This is a genomic window from Mucilaginibacter sp. BGA-UO-ETr-C110 (assembly GCF_059567985.1).
Window position 1 is genome coordinate 2,878,742 of record NZ_JCAQPB010000002.1, and the last position, 16,643, is coordinate 2,895,384.

Sequence of the window (16,643 nt, forward strand, 5' to 3'; positions counted from 1 at the left end):
AAACTCAACTTTTAGCAGTTATAGCTCCGTTACCACCTGCCGGGGTTTCCAGATCTTCAAACATTTTACAAACCTGGGTAATTTTCCATTCCTGGGCATCGTCCTTTTCTAATATTAGATAATTATGCTGTATACTATCATGATAGCTAAAATCAACCCTGGCTATTACCAGCGCATCGCTTTTAGCCAGCACTTCGTAGTTTGACTGGCAGTTTTGCTGAGTGCCTGCCTCTTTTTTCATGGCATCAACCAAACTTGCTTTACTTTGCTGAATCACTTTATTGCCGCGGGGAATTTTCAATGTATAGTTTTCATCTAATACTCGGCTAAGCTCTTTATAATTGCCATTCATATGGCTGTCAATAAAGTCGCGGATCACGGCGGCATAACCAGTTTCGCCAGTTTTTGGGCCTGTATAAGCGTAGATTGATGTGACTGATAATAAACTTATTAAGCAGGTCACTAAAAATTTATTTTTCATTGTGATATTTTTTTTATCAAATGTCACTACGGTTGTAAAATAAAAATGTGTGTATCGCACCCTAAAAATATGCGTATAACACCAATAAGCAGTGATTGGTCATGGATAAGTCATGGCAAAGTAAACTGTGGGCTTTTTAATTTATGGTACTATTCAATTATCATTGAATAGTACCATTTAAAATAAAAATAGTACCATTATAAAAGGTAAATTGGTGTGTAATTTTGTTTCCATGTTACAAAACATACCACTATATGATATCTGTTCGTTATCTGACATCAATCAGGATGACATACTCATAAGCCGTTTTGCACCATATCTGGATACGCATAAGAACCTGTTTGCCACCCATCGCCACACCTTTTATCATTTGGTACTATTTACAGCTGGATCAGGTACTCACACTATAGATTTTGAAAGTTTTGAGGTTAAACCCGGACAAATTTATTTTATGATACCCGGCCAGGTACATTCCTGGGGGTTTGAGGGTTTTACAGATGGTTATATCATCAACTTTTCGGCATCGTTCATACAATCATTTGTGTTGCAACATGGTTACCTGGATAATTTTTCCTTTTTCAGCGGTAACCTGGCCGATGCGGTGATCAATTTACCGGCCGAAACTTATACAGCTATCAAGCCACTTTTTGAAACTATATTAACCGAAGCTACCAATCCCGGCACCTCAGCTGCCGATATGATCAGGTTGCTGATGCTCCAGATATTTATCAGGGTTAACAGGGTAAAGACCATTGCAACGGTAAACAACAATTCATCATACAACCAAACCCTGCTTAAAAACTTTAAAAACTTAATTGAGCATCATTATACCGACATTAAGCTACCGAAGGATTATGCCGCTATGTTATATATTACCCCCAACCACCTTAACGCAGTTTGTAAGGACATTATGGGTATCCCGGCTGGCGAAATGATCCGTAACAGGGTAATGCTGGAGGCTAAACGTATGCTGACCAACCCACAGCTCAGTATCAGCGAAATATCACTGAAATTAAACTTTAGTGATAACTCCTACTTTACCAAGTTTTTTAAAAAACTGGAAGATACTACACCCGAAGAATTCAGAAAAAAATTACTATACGATCATGGAAAATAACAACTATAAATTAGCGGCATGGCCAGCTTTTGTACATGCCAAATGTCCGCGTTGCAGGCGTGGCGACATGTTTGCCACCAGCATGTATGGCTTTAAGGGTCAGGAAATGCACAAAACATGCCCTCACTGTGGTTTAACTTACGAAAGAGAGCCTGGCTATTTTTATGTGGCCATGTTTGTAAGCTATGCCTTTAATGTGGCCGAAATGGTAACAGCAGCCATAGCTATAAGTGTACTGACCGGAAGCCATAATCCATGGTTATATGTTACTATTATATTGGCTATTGCAGTTATACTTTCGCCATTTAACTTTAGATATTCAAGGGTTATGTTATTGTACTGGCTTACTCCTGGCCTGCATTATCATCCCGAAATGAGCCGCGACAAAATAAACTGATCTTTTGATGAATGATGATGATAAGCGTCGGTAGGTTTTTATCTGCCGGCGCTTTTTTATGCTCTAATAATTTTGTCGCTATTAAACTATGGAGCTTGATTTTGGTCATAATTGTATATAACATCTATATTTTTTGAACCATGAAATCGAAATTAAACATCATAAAAAAAGACCTATATAATGTATTTGTAATGGGTAACGCCGATGATCGGCAATTGGCAAGAATTTATTTTTTATTGGCCATCCCCTTCTTTATTTTACTCTTTACTTTTGGGCATTTCCCAATTTATAAGTGAGGTAAACTTGTATTGTTTAGTCCGGATTGCAGCAATATTACCTGCAACCGGGCAAAAAACAAAACAGCCACTACATTGCTGTAATGACTGTTTGCCAACTGTTTCCCTAATTAAAAAACTAAACTAAAAACGAAATTAATATTGCTGTGTGTACCGGCCTAAACGGTTAATGACCATTTGTACATTTTTAATGTAAAAAACACTGTTATAATCACATTGATTATCTGCCCACTTTTTTGTTTTTAAAAGGTTTTTGTAGTTAAAATCCGTGATCGTAAAAGCCCCTTCCTTAACATCAGCTGGTGCTGCACTATCGGGTTGATTATTAGACTCCTGTTTTATCTCGGATGGTTGATTATTAAATGATTTTATTTCACTATCTGAAGTAAATATTTTGGCACATGCTACGAGCATAAGGGATACAAAAACAAAAATTAAAAAGTGGTAAAAAAGTTTCATAGTAAATAGCTTTGTATATGTTTATTGAGTTGCCTGCCCAAACATGAATCCAAAATTAATCTTACCATAACACAAATAACAGGGTGATAATACGGTATCACCTGCGTATTTCTACGCATTTTTACACATCATGAACTAAACTCTTGATTTATTGACAATAACCCTGCGATAGACTGAAACAGCTATGAGTTGCTGTTGATTATTGCTTAATTGATAGTTAGTTACTGATCAATTTTATCTGTAGCCGGCGGCCTGCAAGTCGAATAATTCGGCGTAGCGGCCTCCTTTAAGCAATAATTCCTGGTGACTGCCTATTTCTATCAGTTCTCCTTTTTCCAGTACCAGTATCCGGTCGGCCATGCGAACAGTGCTAAAACGGTGTGAGATCAATACGGCCGACTTTCCTTTGGTTAATTCTGCAAAGCGCTCAAAAACATTGTATTCTGCCCGGGCATCAAGTGCAGATGTAGGTTCATCCAATATAAGCAACTGCGCGTCGCGCATGTAGGCCCGGGCCAGGGCCACCTTTTGCCATTCGCCTCCGGATAGTTCTACCCCATCGGCAAAGCGTTTGCCTAATTGCTGGTCATAATTACCAGGAAGTTTGGCTGCCAGTAGATCAGCCAGGCTTTGACGGGCCGAGTTTTCGATGAGCGGCCGGTTATCCTTCTCGCTTATTTTACCTACGGCTATATTTTGAGCAAAGCTCATCTGGTAGCGCAGATAATCCTGAAAAATAACACCCACGTTAAGCCGAAGGTCGGTCAGGTCATATTGTTTCAGATCGATGCCATCCAGTAATATCCGGCCTTCTGTGGGGTCGTACAAACGGGCAAGCAATTTCACCAGCGTGGTTTTACCCGCGCCGTTTTCACCTACCAGTGCCAGTTTTTCACCTGGATACAGCGTAAAATTCAAATGCCGATTGGCCCATCTGTCGGAATTAATATACCGGAAGCCCACATCCTCAAAAGTAAAACCCTGCTGTATGGTTTTAGGGAAGGGCAGCGCGTGCTCAGCCAGTTTGATCTTAGGTGCGATCTCAAAAAATTCAAAAAAATCGCGCAGGTAAATAGCCCCCTGCGATACTGCTGTAAAACGGGTTAAAATACCCTCAAGCAAGGCGCGAAGCTGCCGGAATGAACCAGCCAGGAATGCCAGTTCGCCAATAGTCACGCTTCCGTTAACTGTACGTACAATAATAACCAGGTAAGCCGCATAATAGCCCAAGCTACCCAGCATGGCAAAAAAAGTACCCCATAGCGAACGTTTTATAGCCAGCCGTCTATTATCGCCATAAAATTTACCAGACAGGAGCCTAAACCTGTCGATAATAAAACCCGAAAGGTCAAATATCTTTACTTCTTTGGCCGTTTCATCGCTGGCGCCCAGGTACCGGACATAATCCAGCTCGCGCCGCTCAGGCGTTTGCCCACGGGTAAGGGCATAACTTTGATCGTTAAAATATGATTCACCTAAAAAAGCAGGAATAATGGCAATAAGCAGCAGCACAATAAGCCATGGATTAAAAGCCATTAAACCCACGGCCAGGAAGCCCATGGTGATCAGGTCCTGCACCTGGCTCATTACCTGCGAGAGTAATATAGTGCGCCCCACGGTTTGCTGTCGGGCTCGTTCCAGCTTATCATAAAATACAGAATCTTCAAACTGATCCAAATCAAGCGTGGCAGCATGCTCCATGATCCTGACAGAAGTATAATTGCTAAAGAGGTCGCCCAACAGGCTATCCATCAACGTGATGGCCCGGCTAAGCGCATCGGTGAGGATCGCTAAGGCAAACTCCAATCCTACCAGTTGCCACAGATAGGTCATATCCTTCACATGCGCGTGGCTTACCATCACCACCTGATCAATGATCAGCTTGCCCACATATAACAGCCCCAGGGGCATGGCAGAGCGTATGATGCGCAGTAGGGCGTTTACCACTGTCATCCATCGGCTGGTTTGCCATACCAGTTTAAAAAACGCAGGTAAGTTGCGCAGTGCCTCAAAGCGTTCTTTTAAGGTAACTTTATGAGTGATAGTATTTTTGGGCGGGCGATCGGTCTTCAATAGTTATGCTCTTTCTTGTTGATGATAAGCGAATTTAACCAATTAGCCGTCTTGCTCTTTATAAGGAAGCATTATTTTACATTGGTTTGTTTTTTCATAAACTGCCTGTCAGAACTATAACCTGCTTTTTATTACTTTTGCCGGCATTATGGATACTTCACTACACAATCAATTTGACAGTATAATTTTTGACTTGGATGGCACTCTTTGGGACAGTACAGCCAACGTGGCCCTGGCATGGCAGGCAGCCCTTTCAAAAGTGGATTATATTGATGAGTTGATGACGGTAGAACGTGTTAAATCGATCACCGGCATGACCTATGATGCCATTTTTGATAAATTATTCCCCAACCTTGATACCGATCAACGCAAAGAAGTACAAGCCCTTTGCGCCATCAGTGAGCTTGAAATTTTACATACCAAAGGCGGTGAGCTATATCCGCAACTGGAAGAAACTTTAAAATACCTGGGCACAAAATACAAGCTGTATATTGTAAGCAATTGCCAGAGCGGTTATATTGAAGTATTCCTGGATCTGAATAACATGCACGCGCATTTTTTAGGTCACCAGTGCTTTGGTACCAAAGGCAACCCGAAAGCTGATAATATTAAGGATATTGTAAACGACCATCAGCTTAAAGCACCGGTGTATGTAGGTGACACCATGGGCGATTATACCGCAGCATACCAGGCTGGTGTACCCTTTATTTTTGCCAGCTATGGCTTTGGTCAGGTACCCGATGGCATGGTTGCTACTGTGGATAGTTTTAGTGAACTAACAGAACTACTATAATACCCCTGCTATTGCAAACGGGTACGGTTCTTTACCCAGTTACTTGTTTCTGCAGTTGTTACTGATGCGGTAACAGCTTTCTTTTGATTGAGCAATTGTTCCATAATTACGGCAGCAATCGCAATTTCGCCCGCATCTTCGGTGTTCAATACGTCGGGGGTAAAATACTTTTTCACAAAATGCGTATCGAAGTTGCCCGATGTAAAGGCCTCATGCTTCATAACAAACCGGCCGAAACCAAGTGTAGTGGTGATCCCTGTTATCTGGTATTCGTCAATAGCCCGTAACATCCTTTCAATAGCCTCGGTTCTGTCTTTACCGTAAGTTATCAGTTTAGCTATCATGGGGTCATAGTAAATAGGTATTTCCATGCCCTGCTCAAAACCATCGTCAACGCGTATCCCCGCTCCTTTGGGGGTAATATAAGTTTGGAGTGTACCGATATCGGGTAAAAAATTATTTGCCGGGTCTTCGGCATAAACCCTTAGTTCAATGGCGTGCCCGCGTATCTGCAGATCTTCCTGTTTAAAGCTGATCGCTTCACTCCGGGCTATACGGATCTGCTCTTTTACCAGGTCGATGCCGGTTATCAGCTCCGTTACTGGGTGTTCTACCTGCAGGCGGGTGTTCATCTCCAGGAAATAAAAGTTCAGCGCATCGTCCATAATAAACTCAACCGTACCTGCACCTGTATAATTTACTGATCGGGCCACATCAACCGCGCATTTACCCATCTGCTCCCTGATCTGCGGGGTAAGCACTTTTGAAGGCGCTTCCTCGATCACCTTTTGATGACGGCGTTGCACCGAGCAATCACGCTCAAAAAGATGTACGATGTTGCCGTGTGTATCGCCCAAAACCTGTATTTCGATATGCCTGGGAGATGATACATAGCGTTCAATAAACACAGATCCATCGCCAAATGCCGAAGTAGCCTCGGATACGGCAAGCTGCATCTGTTCTTCAAAATCGGCCTCGCCTTCTACTATGCGCATACCCTTGCCCCCACCACCTGCAGCGGCCTTGATCAGGATCGGGAAACCAACCTCTACAGCTCTTGCTTTTGCCTCGGCGATATCGGTTATAGCCTCTTCAGTTCCGGGCACCATGGGTATACTATACTTTAAAGCTGCTGCTTTGGCCGATAACTTGTTGCCCATAATCTCCATAGCCTCTGGCGAGGGGCCAATAAGCACCAGGCCGGCTTCTTTTACCTGCCGTGCAAAGGCCGCATTCTCGCTCAAAAAACCATAACCGGGATGGATGCCGGTGGCGCCTGTTTTATGGCAAGCCGCTATGATCTTTTCGCCGTTAAGGTATGATTGATTTGATGGGGCCGCGCCGATATAAACTGCTTCGTCGGCATAACGTACATGCAATGCATCACGGTCTGCGTCTGAATATACAGCAACGGTTTTAATACCCATTTCGCGCGCGGAGCGCATTACTCTTAAGGCTATTTCGCCACGGTTAGCGATCAGTATCTTTTGCATCTAACAAATGTAATGGATTTACACTTTGTAAAGCATTATTTTATTGATGGCAAAATGATACAGGAATATGGCAAACAGGTAGTAGTTTGATCAGGGTTTCCAACGGTATGATTTGCGATGGCAACGATAGCAAACGTATTTTTTAAGTGGAAGCCAGGACAAAAACATTTTTACAAATGGGCCCCGGGGTATGCGATTAATGTTGGGATTATTACAGCGTCTGCAATGAACACCGTGTGTATGGCTTATTCGCTTTGAGGAAGCAAGAGTGAGAACAGTTTTTTCTTCAATTTCAACAGTCATGGTCAGTCAATTAAGGGGTTTTTTACTGCCCGACTGAAATAAAACTATCAAAAGCGCATACTTATTCAATAAATTTGCATTTCAATCAGGGTGTGACTAAAGTTAACTGAAAAATAATAAAGTTTATAGTTTTTTTTGCTTTAAAATAAAATTTAATATTACTCATCAAGCAATAATTGCATAAAAAGTAGGTCGAGCCAACGGTTAAACTTAAAACCAACCTCTTTAAAGTGGGCAACCTGCCTAAAACCCAGTGATTGGTGCAAATGATAGCTGATTTGATTCTCGCTGTCGATACCCGCTATTATAGCATGAATGCCATTCTTTTGAGCTATTTCAATAAGCGGTCTGAGTAAAAGTTTGCTAATACCTTGTCCCTGAAATACAGGATCAACGTATACAGAATGTTCAACAGTATAACGATAACAAGGCCAGATCCGAAAATGTCCATAAGTGCAAAAACCGGCTATCTTTCCACCCGACTCCGCCACCAGTACCGGAAAGCCGTTACTTACCCTATCCTGGTACCATGCCTGGCGCATTTCAAGCGTGTGGGGTTGTTCGCTGTAAACAGATGTGGTATTTAATATGGCATCGTTATAGATGTGCAGAATGGCCAGCAGATCGTCCTCATTCGCATTTCTGACATTGATTACACTGTTCATATTCATAGTAAATTAAAACACCCCTTACTTTACGTAAGAGGTGCTTTGAATATTTTAAGGATCATCCTTTTTTATCAGGGCTACCAGCAGCTGGCTGGCCTCCTGGAGCTGGTTGACCGCCTGGAGGCATACCGCCAGGGGCGCCACCAGCAGGTATAACAACTTCGGGATGGGCTGTACCGCGATGACAGGTATTACAGTTGATACCAGATTGCATGATCATGCCTAATGAATCTTTTTTGGCGTGAAAATATTTCTGGTTTATTTTATTCATCATCTTGTACATATCACGGGCCATTTCCTTTTCGGGTTTGGCATCACTTGCCCAATCCATCTTTTTGGTTTCTTCATTACGTACATGGCAAAAGTTGCAATGCACCCCTAATGAATGCTCCCACTCTTCCATTACTTTATGAAGATTATCGCCCGAGATGCTTTTTGGTAATACCTTCAGGTTTTTAAACCCTTCATCCTGTGGCTTTTTGGGGGTCATGGATGTCATGGCACCTAATACCACAACAGATAACAATCCGAGGGTAGCAATTATTTTTTTATTAAAAGGCATGATTGTCATATTTAAGTCACCTAAAATAACTATTAACTTTTAATGTCACAACACCGGATTGTGTAAAAAAAGGTAATTTTTAAGATACAATTTATGGAATCGGGATTTCAAATGCCAGAGTCAAGAACAGAGAGTCAAGAATTAAGATAAAAATAATAAACGAAGAGCAAAACTCATCTTAATTCTTGACTCTCGTTTCTTGATTCTCACGGTCCTGCTTCCTATTCCGCATTGATAACTGGCCAGATCAAATAACGTGAAAGGAGTTTTTCGCTAATGGCCCAGAGCTTATTTCGGGATTCGGTGTCTGTTGCAATGGCCGAGGTATTTGCCTTTTTCTTCTTTTTAAAATAAGCCCCATTGTATTGGTCAAGTCGTGGAGCTGTTGCCAGGAATACCGAAGTTTCGGTAGCTTGTTTTACTGTTACCATAAATGGAGTAGCCAGCAAAAACAATACTTTACCCAAGCCTTTAATACCTGCCCCAAAGCCCGTTTTTACCGTACCTGGATGTAATGAAAAAGCAAGTATTCCCTTATCGCCATATTTCTCTGCCAGCGACTGGGCAAAATAAATATTAAACAATTTACTCATCCCGTAAGCTTTAAAGCCATTGTAAGTTTGTTGCCATTGCAAATCATCAAACCGTGGTTTACCCCATTTATGAGCTTCCGAACTTACATTGATGATGCGGGCCTGCCCTTTTTGTAATAAAGGCATCAAGCTATTTGTCAGTAAAAAATGCCCCAGGTGATTGGTAACAAAGGTCATTTCAAACCCATTCTTACTCACCTCCCGTTCTTGAAAAACGCCACCAGCATTGTTGATCAGGGTATTAATGGCGAAAAGTTTTTGATTGAGTTCATCCGCAGCTTCGCGTACACTTTGCAAATCGGCCAGGTCGCAACGTACCACATATATTTCTTTGTTACCTGTTTTCCCAATTATTTGGTTCTTGAGCCGCTCGCCTTTTGGCGTATTGCGTACCAGCAAATAAAGCGCGTGTCCTTGTGTTGCCAGCTCTAAAGCGGTTTCTTGTCCTATGCCCGATGTTGCACCGGTAATGATGGTTGTTTTTAAAGCCATGCCCTTTACCTTCTGAAAAGATAACTTTCAGACTTGCAAGATACTCGTTTTTTTAGCCCATAACCTCCCAAAGGCAGTTTTTTTTGATTAGCATCAATACTTTTACAATTCTATTAAAATACCTCAATTTTACTATTTAGATTGCTCCTCTGTTACTCGCTTCTTAAGCTCTTTACCGGGTTGGTTAATGCTGCTTTAATTGATTGAAAACTGATGGTGATAAAAGCTATCAGTATCGCCATTAATCCTGCTAATACAAATACATACCAGCCAATATTGATGCGGTAGGCAAAATCTTCCAGCCATCTATTCATCGTGAACCAGGCAGCCGGAATGGCTATAGCTATAGCAATCAGCACCAGTTTGATAAAGTCTTTTGCCAGCAAGCCAATAATTTCGCTTACACTGGCGCCTAATACTTTTCGAACACCAATTTCACGGGTACGCACTTGTGCTGTAAAGGCTGCTAAACCTAATAAACCTAAACACGAGATCATGATAGCTATACCTGCAAAATAATTAAACAAGGTTCCTTCCCGTTGTTCGCCTTTATAAAGGTTGTTAAAAATATCGTCCAGAAAGGTATAATCAAAAGGGTATTGCCCGTTGTATTGTTTAAATTGTTCTGCCGCAGCGTTAATCGCTTTTTGAGCGTTACGTCCATCTGTTTTGATGTACATTGAGTTTAAATCCGTCGTATAGTAAAAAATAGCAGGCGAGATCTTCTCCCTCATAGAAGCGAAGTGGAAATCTTTTACCACCCCAATAATGGTACCTTTAGTTTTCCACATCCTGAATCTTTTGCCTATCGGGTTTTGCAAACCAATCTCTTTAACTGCTGCTTCGTTTAAAATAAAATGGGTGGAATCGGCTACCGCACCTGTAAAGCCAGCTCCCTGCACTAATTTCATTTTAAAAAAGGACATAAAATCCTTATCAATGGCCATAGGGTGCACAATAAATGTTTGGTTAGCCGCCTTGCCATCCCAATCATTATCGCCACTTAAACCTCCAAGGCTTACAATGTTTGAGTTGGAGCGGGTAACCCCTAATACGCCAGGTTGCTTTAAAAGTTCGGCTTTTACGGCATCATAATGTTTTGCCATATCCCGCATCCACAAACCCAATACGTGGCTTTTATCATAACCCAATTGTTTTGAGCGGATAAAACTGAGCTGGTTGGTAATTACTATTGTTCCAATAATGAGTATCACTGAGAATGTAAACTGGGTGACCACCAGTATTTTGCGGAAAGTAACATCACCCATCCCTGCAGAAACTTTACCCTTTAAGGCTTTAAGCGGCTCAAATGATGAAAGCAGTAATGCCGGATAAATACTGGATACGATAAGCGTACCCGATATGGTTGCCAATATAACTATCCATATATGATAGTTATTAAGATTAAACACCAGTTGCTTGCCCGATAGCTGGTTAAATGCGGGCATCAGGGCATAAATAAGCAAAATGGCCAAACCAGCGGCTATCAAAAACAGCAAGGCCGTTTCTACAATAAACTGCAGGAATAAATGTGATTTTGCCGCTCCGATAATTTTACGCATGCTGATCTCTTTTGACCGCAGCATTGACCGTGCAGTTGAAAGGTTTACGTAATTGATACAGGCAATTACCAATATTAACAAAGCTATAACAACAAATATCCTTACTGTGCTTATACCACCGTCACTGCCGTCCAAGTGATATAAATGGGTTTTTGTTATGGGTAATAATAAATATTCAACATCGGTATCTTCCTTTTTATGGCTGATGTGGATGTTAAACAGCTTGGTTTTTAAACTTTCCGGGGCAATACCCGGATTAAGTAAAAGATAGGTTTCGTAATTAAAATTGCTGAAATTGCTATTCACATCTTCCTTATTATCAGCAAGTTTTTTATTGATATGGTAGCTCATCGGCATGATCAGTCCCATATTAAAGCTTGAATTATCCGGAAAATCATTGATAACGCCGCTCACAGTAAAGTTTGCCTTATCATCTGCTACGATTACTTTTCCTATAGGATTTTCATCACCAAAATATTTTTTAGCCGTTTTTTTTGTAATTACTACAGAATTATCATTTGCAAAAGGCTTTGCCGTATTGCCCTGCACCAGTGGAAAATCGAAAATGGAGAAAAATGATGGATCAGCAAAAACAACGTTCTCATTACCAAAAACTTTATCCTGGTATTTAAACATCGAAAAAAACTCATTCCCCGTTATACGCACCTGATCCTTTACTCCTGATAATTGCTGCTTAGCCAGCGGGCCCATCGGGGCTACATCCTGCGACCAAATTTGCCTGCTGGCGCCGGTGCCACCAAAAATGGCCATCCTGTAAATATTTGGCGCTTTTTTGTGAAAGCTGTCAAAGCTCAGCTCATCCTGCACCCATAATAATATCAGGATGCCGATAGCCAGGCCAGCAGTTAAACCAACAATATTAATAAGAGAGTAAAATTTGTTTTTTAACAAATTACGCCAGGCAGTTTTGATATAATTTTTCAGCATGAGTGGAGCATTTAGGCCAATATGCTTACCAAGATTATGCCATTCATATAAATTACTGATTATTAAATAATTAGAATAAATTATCCCATATAGTTCCGTACGGATATATTATAGTAATTGTCCGCATGCGGACAGTTTGAGCTGGGATTTTATAAAGGTGAGGCCAGCGTTTTATTTTTGCATCACCATTACGCCATTCATCAGCAGGGTGCTACCACCATCCGCTACAATGTTGTACACTTTTTGTAAACCGCCGCTATGTTCTGTCTTTTGTAACACCGTAAACGTTTCGTACTTGCCGGTTTGCTCATTCATGCATAGCACCTCCTGCCCTTCTGTTATCTGTCCCATTTTCAGATTGCCTTGTTTGGTGAGCATAGGGTGATTAGGGGTAGCCTGCAATATTTTGGTATTTAAGCTGATCTGCTGCCCGGCATCGCTATTTTTTACAATAGCCGATACCAGCACCAATTGGGTCAAGGCGTAGTTTTTAGCTTCATGTACAGTTAGTTCTTTCACTTTTACGGCTGAACTTATTTTAGTAGCCGGATCAATAGTGATCACCTTATCACCCGCTTTTACAGTTTTTAGCATTTTCTTTTCGCCGCTGGCCATCGTCACCAGTTCGTCCCCCGGGAAACAAATATCGTTACCATAAGTGGCGGCCTCTTCTTTCATATCCTTCCCCCCATTTAAAACTTTATACTGCTGAAAGCTTACCTCTTTTGACAGGATATAAGACAGCTTCAGGATAAAATTTGTTTCTTCTTTGTTGATGTTGTCAATATCCTGGAAATATTTTGCCCAAACTTTGGCATCAGCCGTAAAATCCGGAACAAGCGCCTTGTATAGCTTTCCTTTTTCGTTGGTATAAAATACCATCAGCCCTATTTCCTGCATTCCTTCTTTAGCGATGAGTTTGTACAGGTCAATACGTTTTTTCAGACCATCGGCTCCGGTAACAAAATAAGGCTTACGGCCCTCATACCTATCGAGCACATAAGTATTCTCAAATTTCACATAAGTGTCCTTATCCAGGTCGGCAATAGTAAAAGCTTGCGCCTTATCATATTCGGCCATGGTAAGCGGGCGTGGGTTTACAGTTTGCGCCCGGCACAAATAAATTGAAGCTGTTAAAAGCAGTGTTAATGTTAGTTTACGCATGTGTAAAAGAGTCAAGAGATAAGAGTCAAGAATCAAGAGTGGGAAAAGCTAAAATCAAGAAACAAAAGCTGATATTTTAGTCTTGTTTCTTGACTCTTATCCCTTGACTCTGTTAAGATTAAGATATTTGTTTAAATGCTTCGGCGAAGGCTTCCATTTCGTCCATACGGCCAATGCTTACCCGGCACCAGTCCTTGCCATTAAATTTCCAGTTACGGATGCCCACTCCCCGTTTCATCATTTCGCCTACAAATTTTTGTCCATCCATTTTAAGCGGGAACATCACAAAATTAGCCGATGATGGGATATACTCGTACCCCTCTTTTTTAAGTACGGAATACAAATACTCTTTTGATTCATTCGTTTTCTTTAAGGTATCGTTTAAAAAATCGGTTTCCCGGTAAGCGGCAATCGCGGCAGCCAGTGTTGGAGCCGAAATACTCCATGATTGGGTGGTATATTTTTTAAATGTTGCAATAGTATCCGGTTGTGATATAATATACCCCAAACGCATACCGGCAAAACCGTACAATTTAGAGAAAGTACGTGCCACGATCACATTATTACCCGCTTTAACGGCGCTGATCATGGTAGAAGCCTGCGGATCGGGCAGGTAATCTATATAGGCCTCATCAACAAACACCGTTGTTTTTTTGGATACCCGTTCGCAAAAAGCTTTCAGTTTTGCTGTATCTACAATAGTAGCGGTTGGATTATTGGGGTTACAGATGTAAACTAAGCCAGTGCTATCATCTACTTTGGCTTCCATAGCATCCAGATCAAGTTTATAATCGGCAGTAAGCGGTACTTTTACCCATTTTCCGTCCAATGCTTCAGCACGACCTGGCAGGTCATCATAAGAAGGGTCGCCGGTGATCACCGTTTTACCGCCTTTGGTATAGTACATAGCCGCGGCAAGCAATAGCGGCGTTGAGCCGGCATCCATCAGGATATTCGCGGGTTTTACACCCTCATAATCGGCTATTTTATTATAAAGCAGCGGCAGATCAAAAAATGGATATTGATAACTTTTTTCAATAGCATCCTGGATGGCCTTTTTTGCTTTGGCTGATGGGCCGAATGGATTTTCATTAGCCAACAGTCTCGCTTTCAACTCAAACCCAACATTGGCTATAACCTCCTGATCATTCAGGCTACGTGGCGATGGTTTAAACGAACGGACAACCGGCATTGCCGCCAGCTTACTGATGGTACCAGAAAAGAGGGCCAGTCCCCCGGCCATAAATGCGCTGGATTTGATCCAGTTTCTGCGGTTTAGTGAATTTGCCATGGTGGTTTGGTTTTAATTTAGTATCAAGTAGTGAGTATCAAGTATCAAGACAGCTTCATCTTTCTTTTAACTCTTTAAAAAATCTTGATACTTGATACTAACTACTTGATACTATTATTATACTACTTGATACTCTTATACTGTACTCGTTGTTCGCTCATTCTGGCATGCAGGGCAGCTACCGTGCTCCGGGCCGATTCAAATGCACCGGCCATCCAGGCATTTAAATAAGTTAAATGTTCGCCGGCAAAATAAACCTGCTTATCCGGTTTCAACAGCACAGGATACTGGGCTTTACGGGTTTCTGTGGTATAAACAGCCCATCCGCCTAAATTGTATTTTGTTTTGTGCCAGCTTACCGAAAATGAGCGTTCAAATTCTTTATCGTACTGCGGGTGTATGAGCCTGCCTTTCTCCAACGCGAATTTTTCGCGATCGGCATAGCTTAAAGCGCCTGTTTTCTGGGCCTTTTCGTTAAAGTTGTAATATCCTATTAAGATACCCTTTTTCCCCAGGTAATCATAGGATGGATAAAAGATCTGCGTCAGGTCGTTATTGGTGTGCGTAATACCCCCATAAATATGTTCATCCTCTTCCCAAAACCGGCGTTTAAACTGCAAGCCTATTTTACCGGTTGAGTTATACCCGATGTAATCAATAGCCCTGCTTACATCGCCCGAGAAATTATTACTGATATTACTTAAAACCGGGAGTGGAAGGGTGCAAATACACATATCGCCGGTAAGCACATGCTCGCCCTGCGCGTCCTTGTAGGTAATTTTTACGCCTTCTGCCAAATTATTGATGGCGGTAACTTCGGCTCCCATTTTTATAGCCGGCGCTACTTTTTTCTCCAGTGCTTTGGCTATCTGATCCATGCCTCCTACAGCCTGGAACATGGTCATCTGCAATTCGTAAGTATATTCGGCAACGTTATAAAAGTCGGGATCCATTAAGCCCGAATGCAGGATATCAGCCAGTTTATGCGCATCGGCGATTTTACCTGGCCTGTCACCAGCTCCCGGCGATTCGGCGTAACCCCTGCGTGCGGAGGCTTTATAGAGCTTATCAATATCCAAACCACCCTCTGCCCTTAAATATTCGATGATCTTTTCGCCATCCTCTTTGGTCAGGTTACTGTCGAGACTGCCATGATCAATGCTTTTGGCCAGCATCTCGGTCATGTATCCCCGGATATCGTTATGCACCTCCCTGACCCTTACTTTTTTGTTTGACAGCGGCCCCTTGCCCTCTGCAAAATAATAGGCGCCCTCGTTTACATTATTATAAACCTGTATAGGTACGCCCAATTCTTTACAATAATGCAGGGTAAGCTCATGATGATGTGGTATACGCGATGGCCCGGCGTTAAAATACAAACCATCATCAAAACGGGCAGTTACAGTGGGTTTATCAATCTCCTGCTGCGTACTACCGTTACGAATACTCCAGCAACGCCCACCGGCCCGCCAACGGGCCTCGAGTATGGTGCACTGATAACCTAATTTATTCAGTTCGTAAGCACAAGTCATACCGGCAAGCCCAGCCCCCAGTATAATGATGTGTTTGCCTTTGCCGTCACCCTGCAAGTTAAAGGCATGTACAGGCGCCGGGCGTAACAAACCCAGGGCCATCATAGCAGGATAAGCCCCACCGGCAAGCATAGCTCCTTTACCTAAAAAGTCTCTGCGGGTAATCGTTTTCAATAAGCGTTTTATGTTTTATACTATGTTGTGTGTTAAAGATAATTTTTTTTACGTTTTAATAAAAGACATAGCACAAATTTTTAAATATGATAATACCTACAGGCTTTGTATGAATTATTATCAACAAGGGCAAACACACCTCCGTCATCGCAAACCCCGGCATAGCTTATTTTAAAAAGACATCGCTCCCCTTTTTCAAAAAAAATAAAAATAAATTTGGATTACTACGAAACTTTCGTAGTTTT

Annotated in this window: 13 protein-coding genes; 3 read left to right on the forward strand and 10 right to left on the reverse strand. The window is 41.8% G+C overall.

What is annotated here, in order from left to right:
* Positions 1-4 precede the first annotated feature (4 nt).
* Complete coding sequence (locus tag AC57BQ_RS12605; protein ID WP_496406616.1) at positions 5-481, reverse strand: hypothetical protein; 477 nt, start codon at positions 479-481, stop codon at positions 5-7.
* A 232-nt stretch (positions 482-713) separates the two neighbouring features.
* On the opposite strand from AC57BQ_RS12605, the gene AC57BQ_RS12610 reads away from it, so the two are divergent.
* Together AC57BQ_RS12610 and AC57BQ_RS12615 are read left to right on the forward strand one after the other, a co-directional pair.
* Positions 714-1,598, forward strand: a complete 885-nt coding sequence (locus AC57BQ_RS12610) for a helix-turn-helix domain-containing protein (RefSeq protein WP_496406617.1) — start codon at positions 714-716, stop codon at positions 1,596-1,598.
* The gene (locus AC57BQ_RS12615) at positions 1,588-1,995 is read left to right on the forward strand and encodes a DUF983 domain-containing protein (protein ID WP_496406618.1); all 408 of its coding nucleotides are present in this window, start codon (positions 1,588-1,590) and stop codon (positions 1,993-1,995) included. The genes AC57BQ_RS12610 and AC57BQ_RS12615 overlap by 11 nt, the downstream gene beginning before the upstream one ends.
* 989 nt (positions 1,996-2,984) lie before the next feature.
* On the opposite strand, the gene AC57BQ_RS12620 is transcribed toward AC57BQ_RS12615, so the two are convergent.
* Positions 2,985-4,823, reverse strand: a complete 1,839-nt coding sequence (locus AC57BQ_RS12620) for an ABC transporter ATP-binding protein (protein ID WP_496406619.1) — start codon at positions 4,821-4,823, stop codon at positions 2,985-2,987.
* 148 nt (positions 4,824-4,971) lie between these two features.
* On the opposite strand from AC57BQ_RS12620, the gene AC57BQ_RS12625 reads away from it, so the two are divergent.
* Entirely contained in the window at positions 4,972-5,616 is a 645-nt protein-coding gene (locus AC57BQ_RS12625; RefSeq protein WP_496406620.1) for an HAD family hydrolase, read from the forward strand.
* An 8-nt stretch (positions 5,617-5,624) separates the two neighbouring features.
* Here the strand turns inward: AC57BQ_RS12625 and accC are convergent, their stop codons facing one another.
* The 8 genes from accC to AC57BQ_RS12665 all read right to left on the reverse strand — a co-directional run bounded on the left by accC (position 5,625) and on the right by AC57BQ_RS12665 (position 16,398).
* Positions 5,625-7,109, reverse strand: a complete 1,485-nt coding sequence (gene accC / locus AC57BQ_RS12630; protein WP_496406621.1) for an acetyl-CoA carboxylase biotin carboxylase subunit — start codon at positions 7,107-7,109, stop codon at positions 5,625-5,627.
* Between the two features lie 461 nt (positions 7,110-7,570).
* On the reverse strand, positions 7,571-8,077 hold the full coding sequence (locus tag AC57BQ_RS12635; RefSeq protein ID WP_496406622.1) for a GNAT family N-acetyltransferase: 507 nt from the start codon (positions 8,075-8,077) through the stop codon (positions 7,571-7,573).
* A gap of 61 nt (positions 8,078-8,138) precedes the next feature.
* Positions 8,139-8,642: a c-type cytochrome gene (locus AC57BQ_RS12640; protein WP_496406623.1), complete on the reverse strand. Its 504-nt coding sequence runs from the start codon at positions 8,640-8,642 to the stop codon at positions 8,139-8,141.
* A gap of 221 nt (positions 8,643-8,863) precedes the next feature.
* The gene (locus tag AC57BQ_RS12645) at positions 8,864-9,727 is read right to left on the reverse strand and encodes an SDR family oxidoreductase (RefSeq protein WP_496406624.1); all 864 of its coding nucleotides are present in this window, start codon (positions 9,725-9,727) and stop codon (positions 8,864-8,866) included.
* Between the two features lie 152 nt (positions 9,728-9,879).
* Complete coding sequence (locus AC57BQ_RS12650; protein WP_496406625.1) at positions 9,880-12,237, reverse strand: ABC transporter permease; 2,358 nt, start codon at positions 12,235-12,237, stop codon at positions 9,880-9,882.
* 171 nt (positions 12,238-12,408) lie between these two features.
* Positions 12,409-13,401 (reverse strand): Hint domain-containing protein, encoded by a 993-nt coding sequence (locus tag AC57BQ_RS12655; protein ID WP_496406626.1) that lies wholly within the window; start codon positions 13,399-13,401, stop codon positions 12,409-12,411.
* Between the two features lie 118 nt (positions 13,402-13,519).
* Positions 13,520-14,692 (reverse strand): pyridoxal phosphate-dependent aminotransferase, encoded by a 1,173-nt coding sequence (locus tag AC57BQ_RS12660; protein ID WP_496406627.1) that lies wholly within the window; start codon positions 14,690-14,692, stop codon positions 13,520-13,522.
* A 122-nt stretch (positions 14,693-14,814) separates the two neighbouring features.
* Positions 14,815-16,398, reverse strand: coding sequence for a flavin monoamine oxidase family protein (locus tag AC57BQ_RS12665; protein ID WP_496406628.1), 1,584 nt, complete (start codon positions 16,396-16,398; stop codon positions 14,815-14,817).
* Positions 16,399-16,643: the final 245 nt, after the last annotated feature.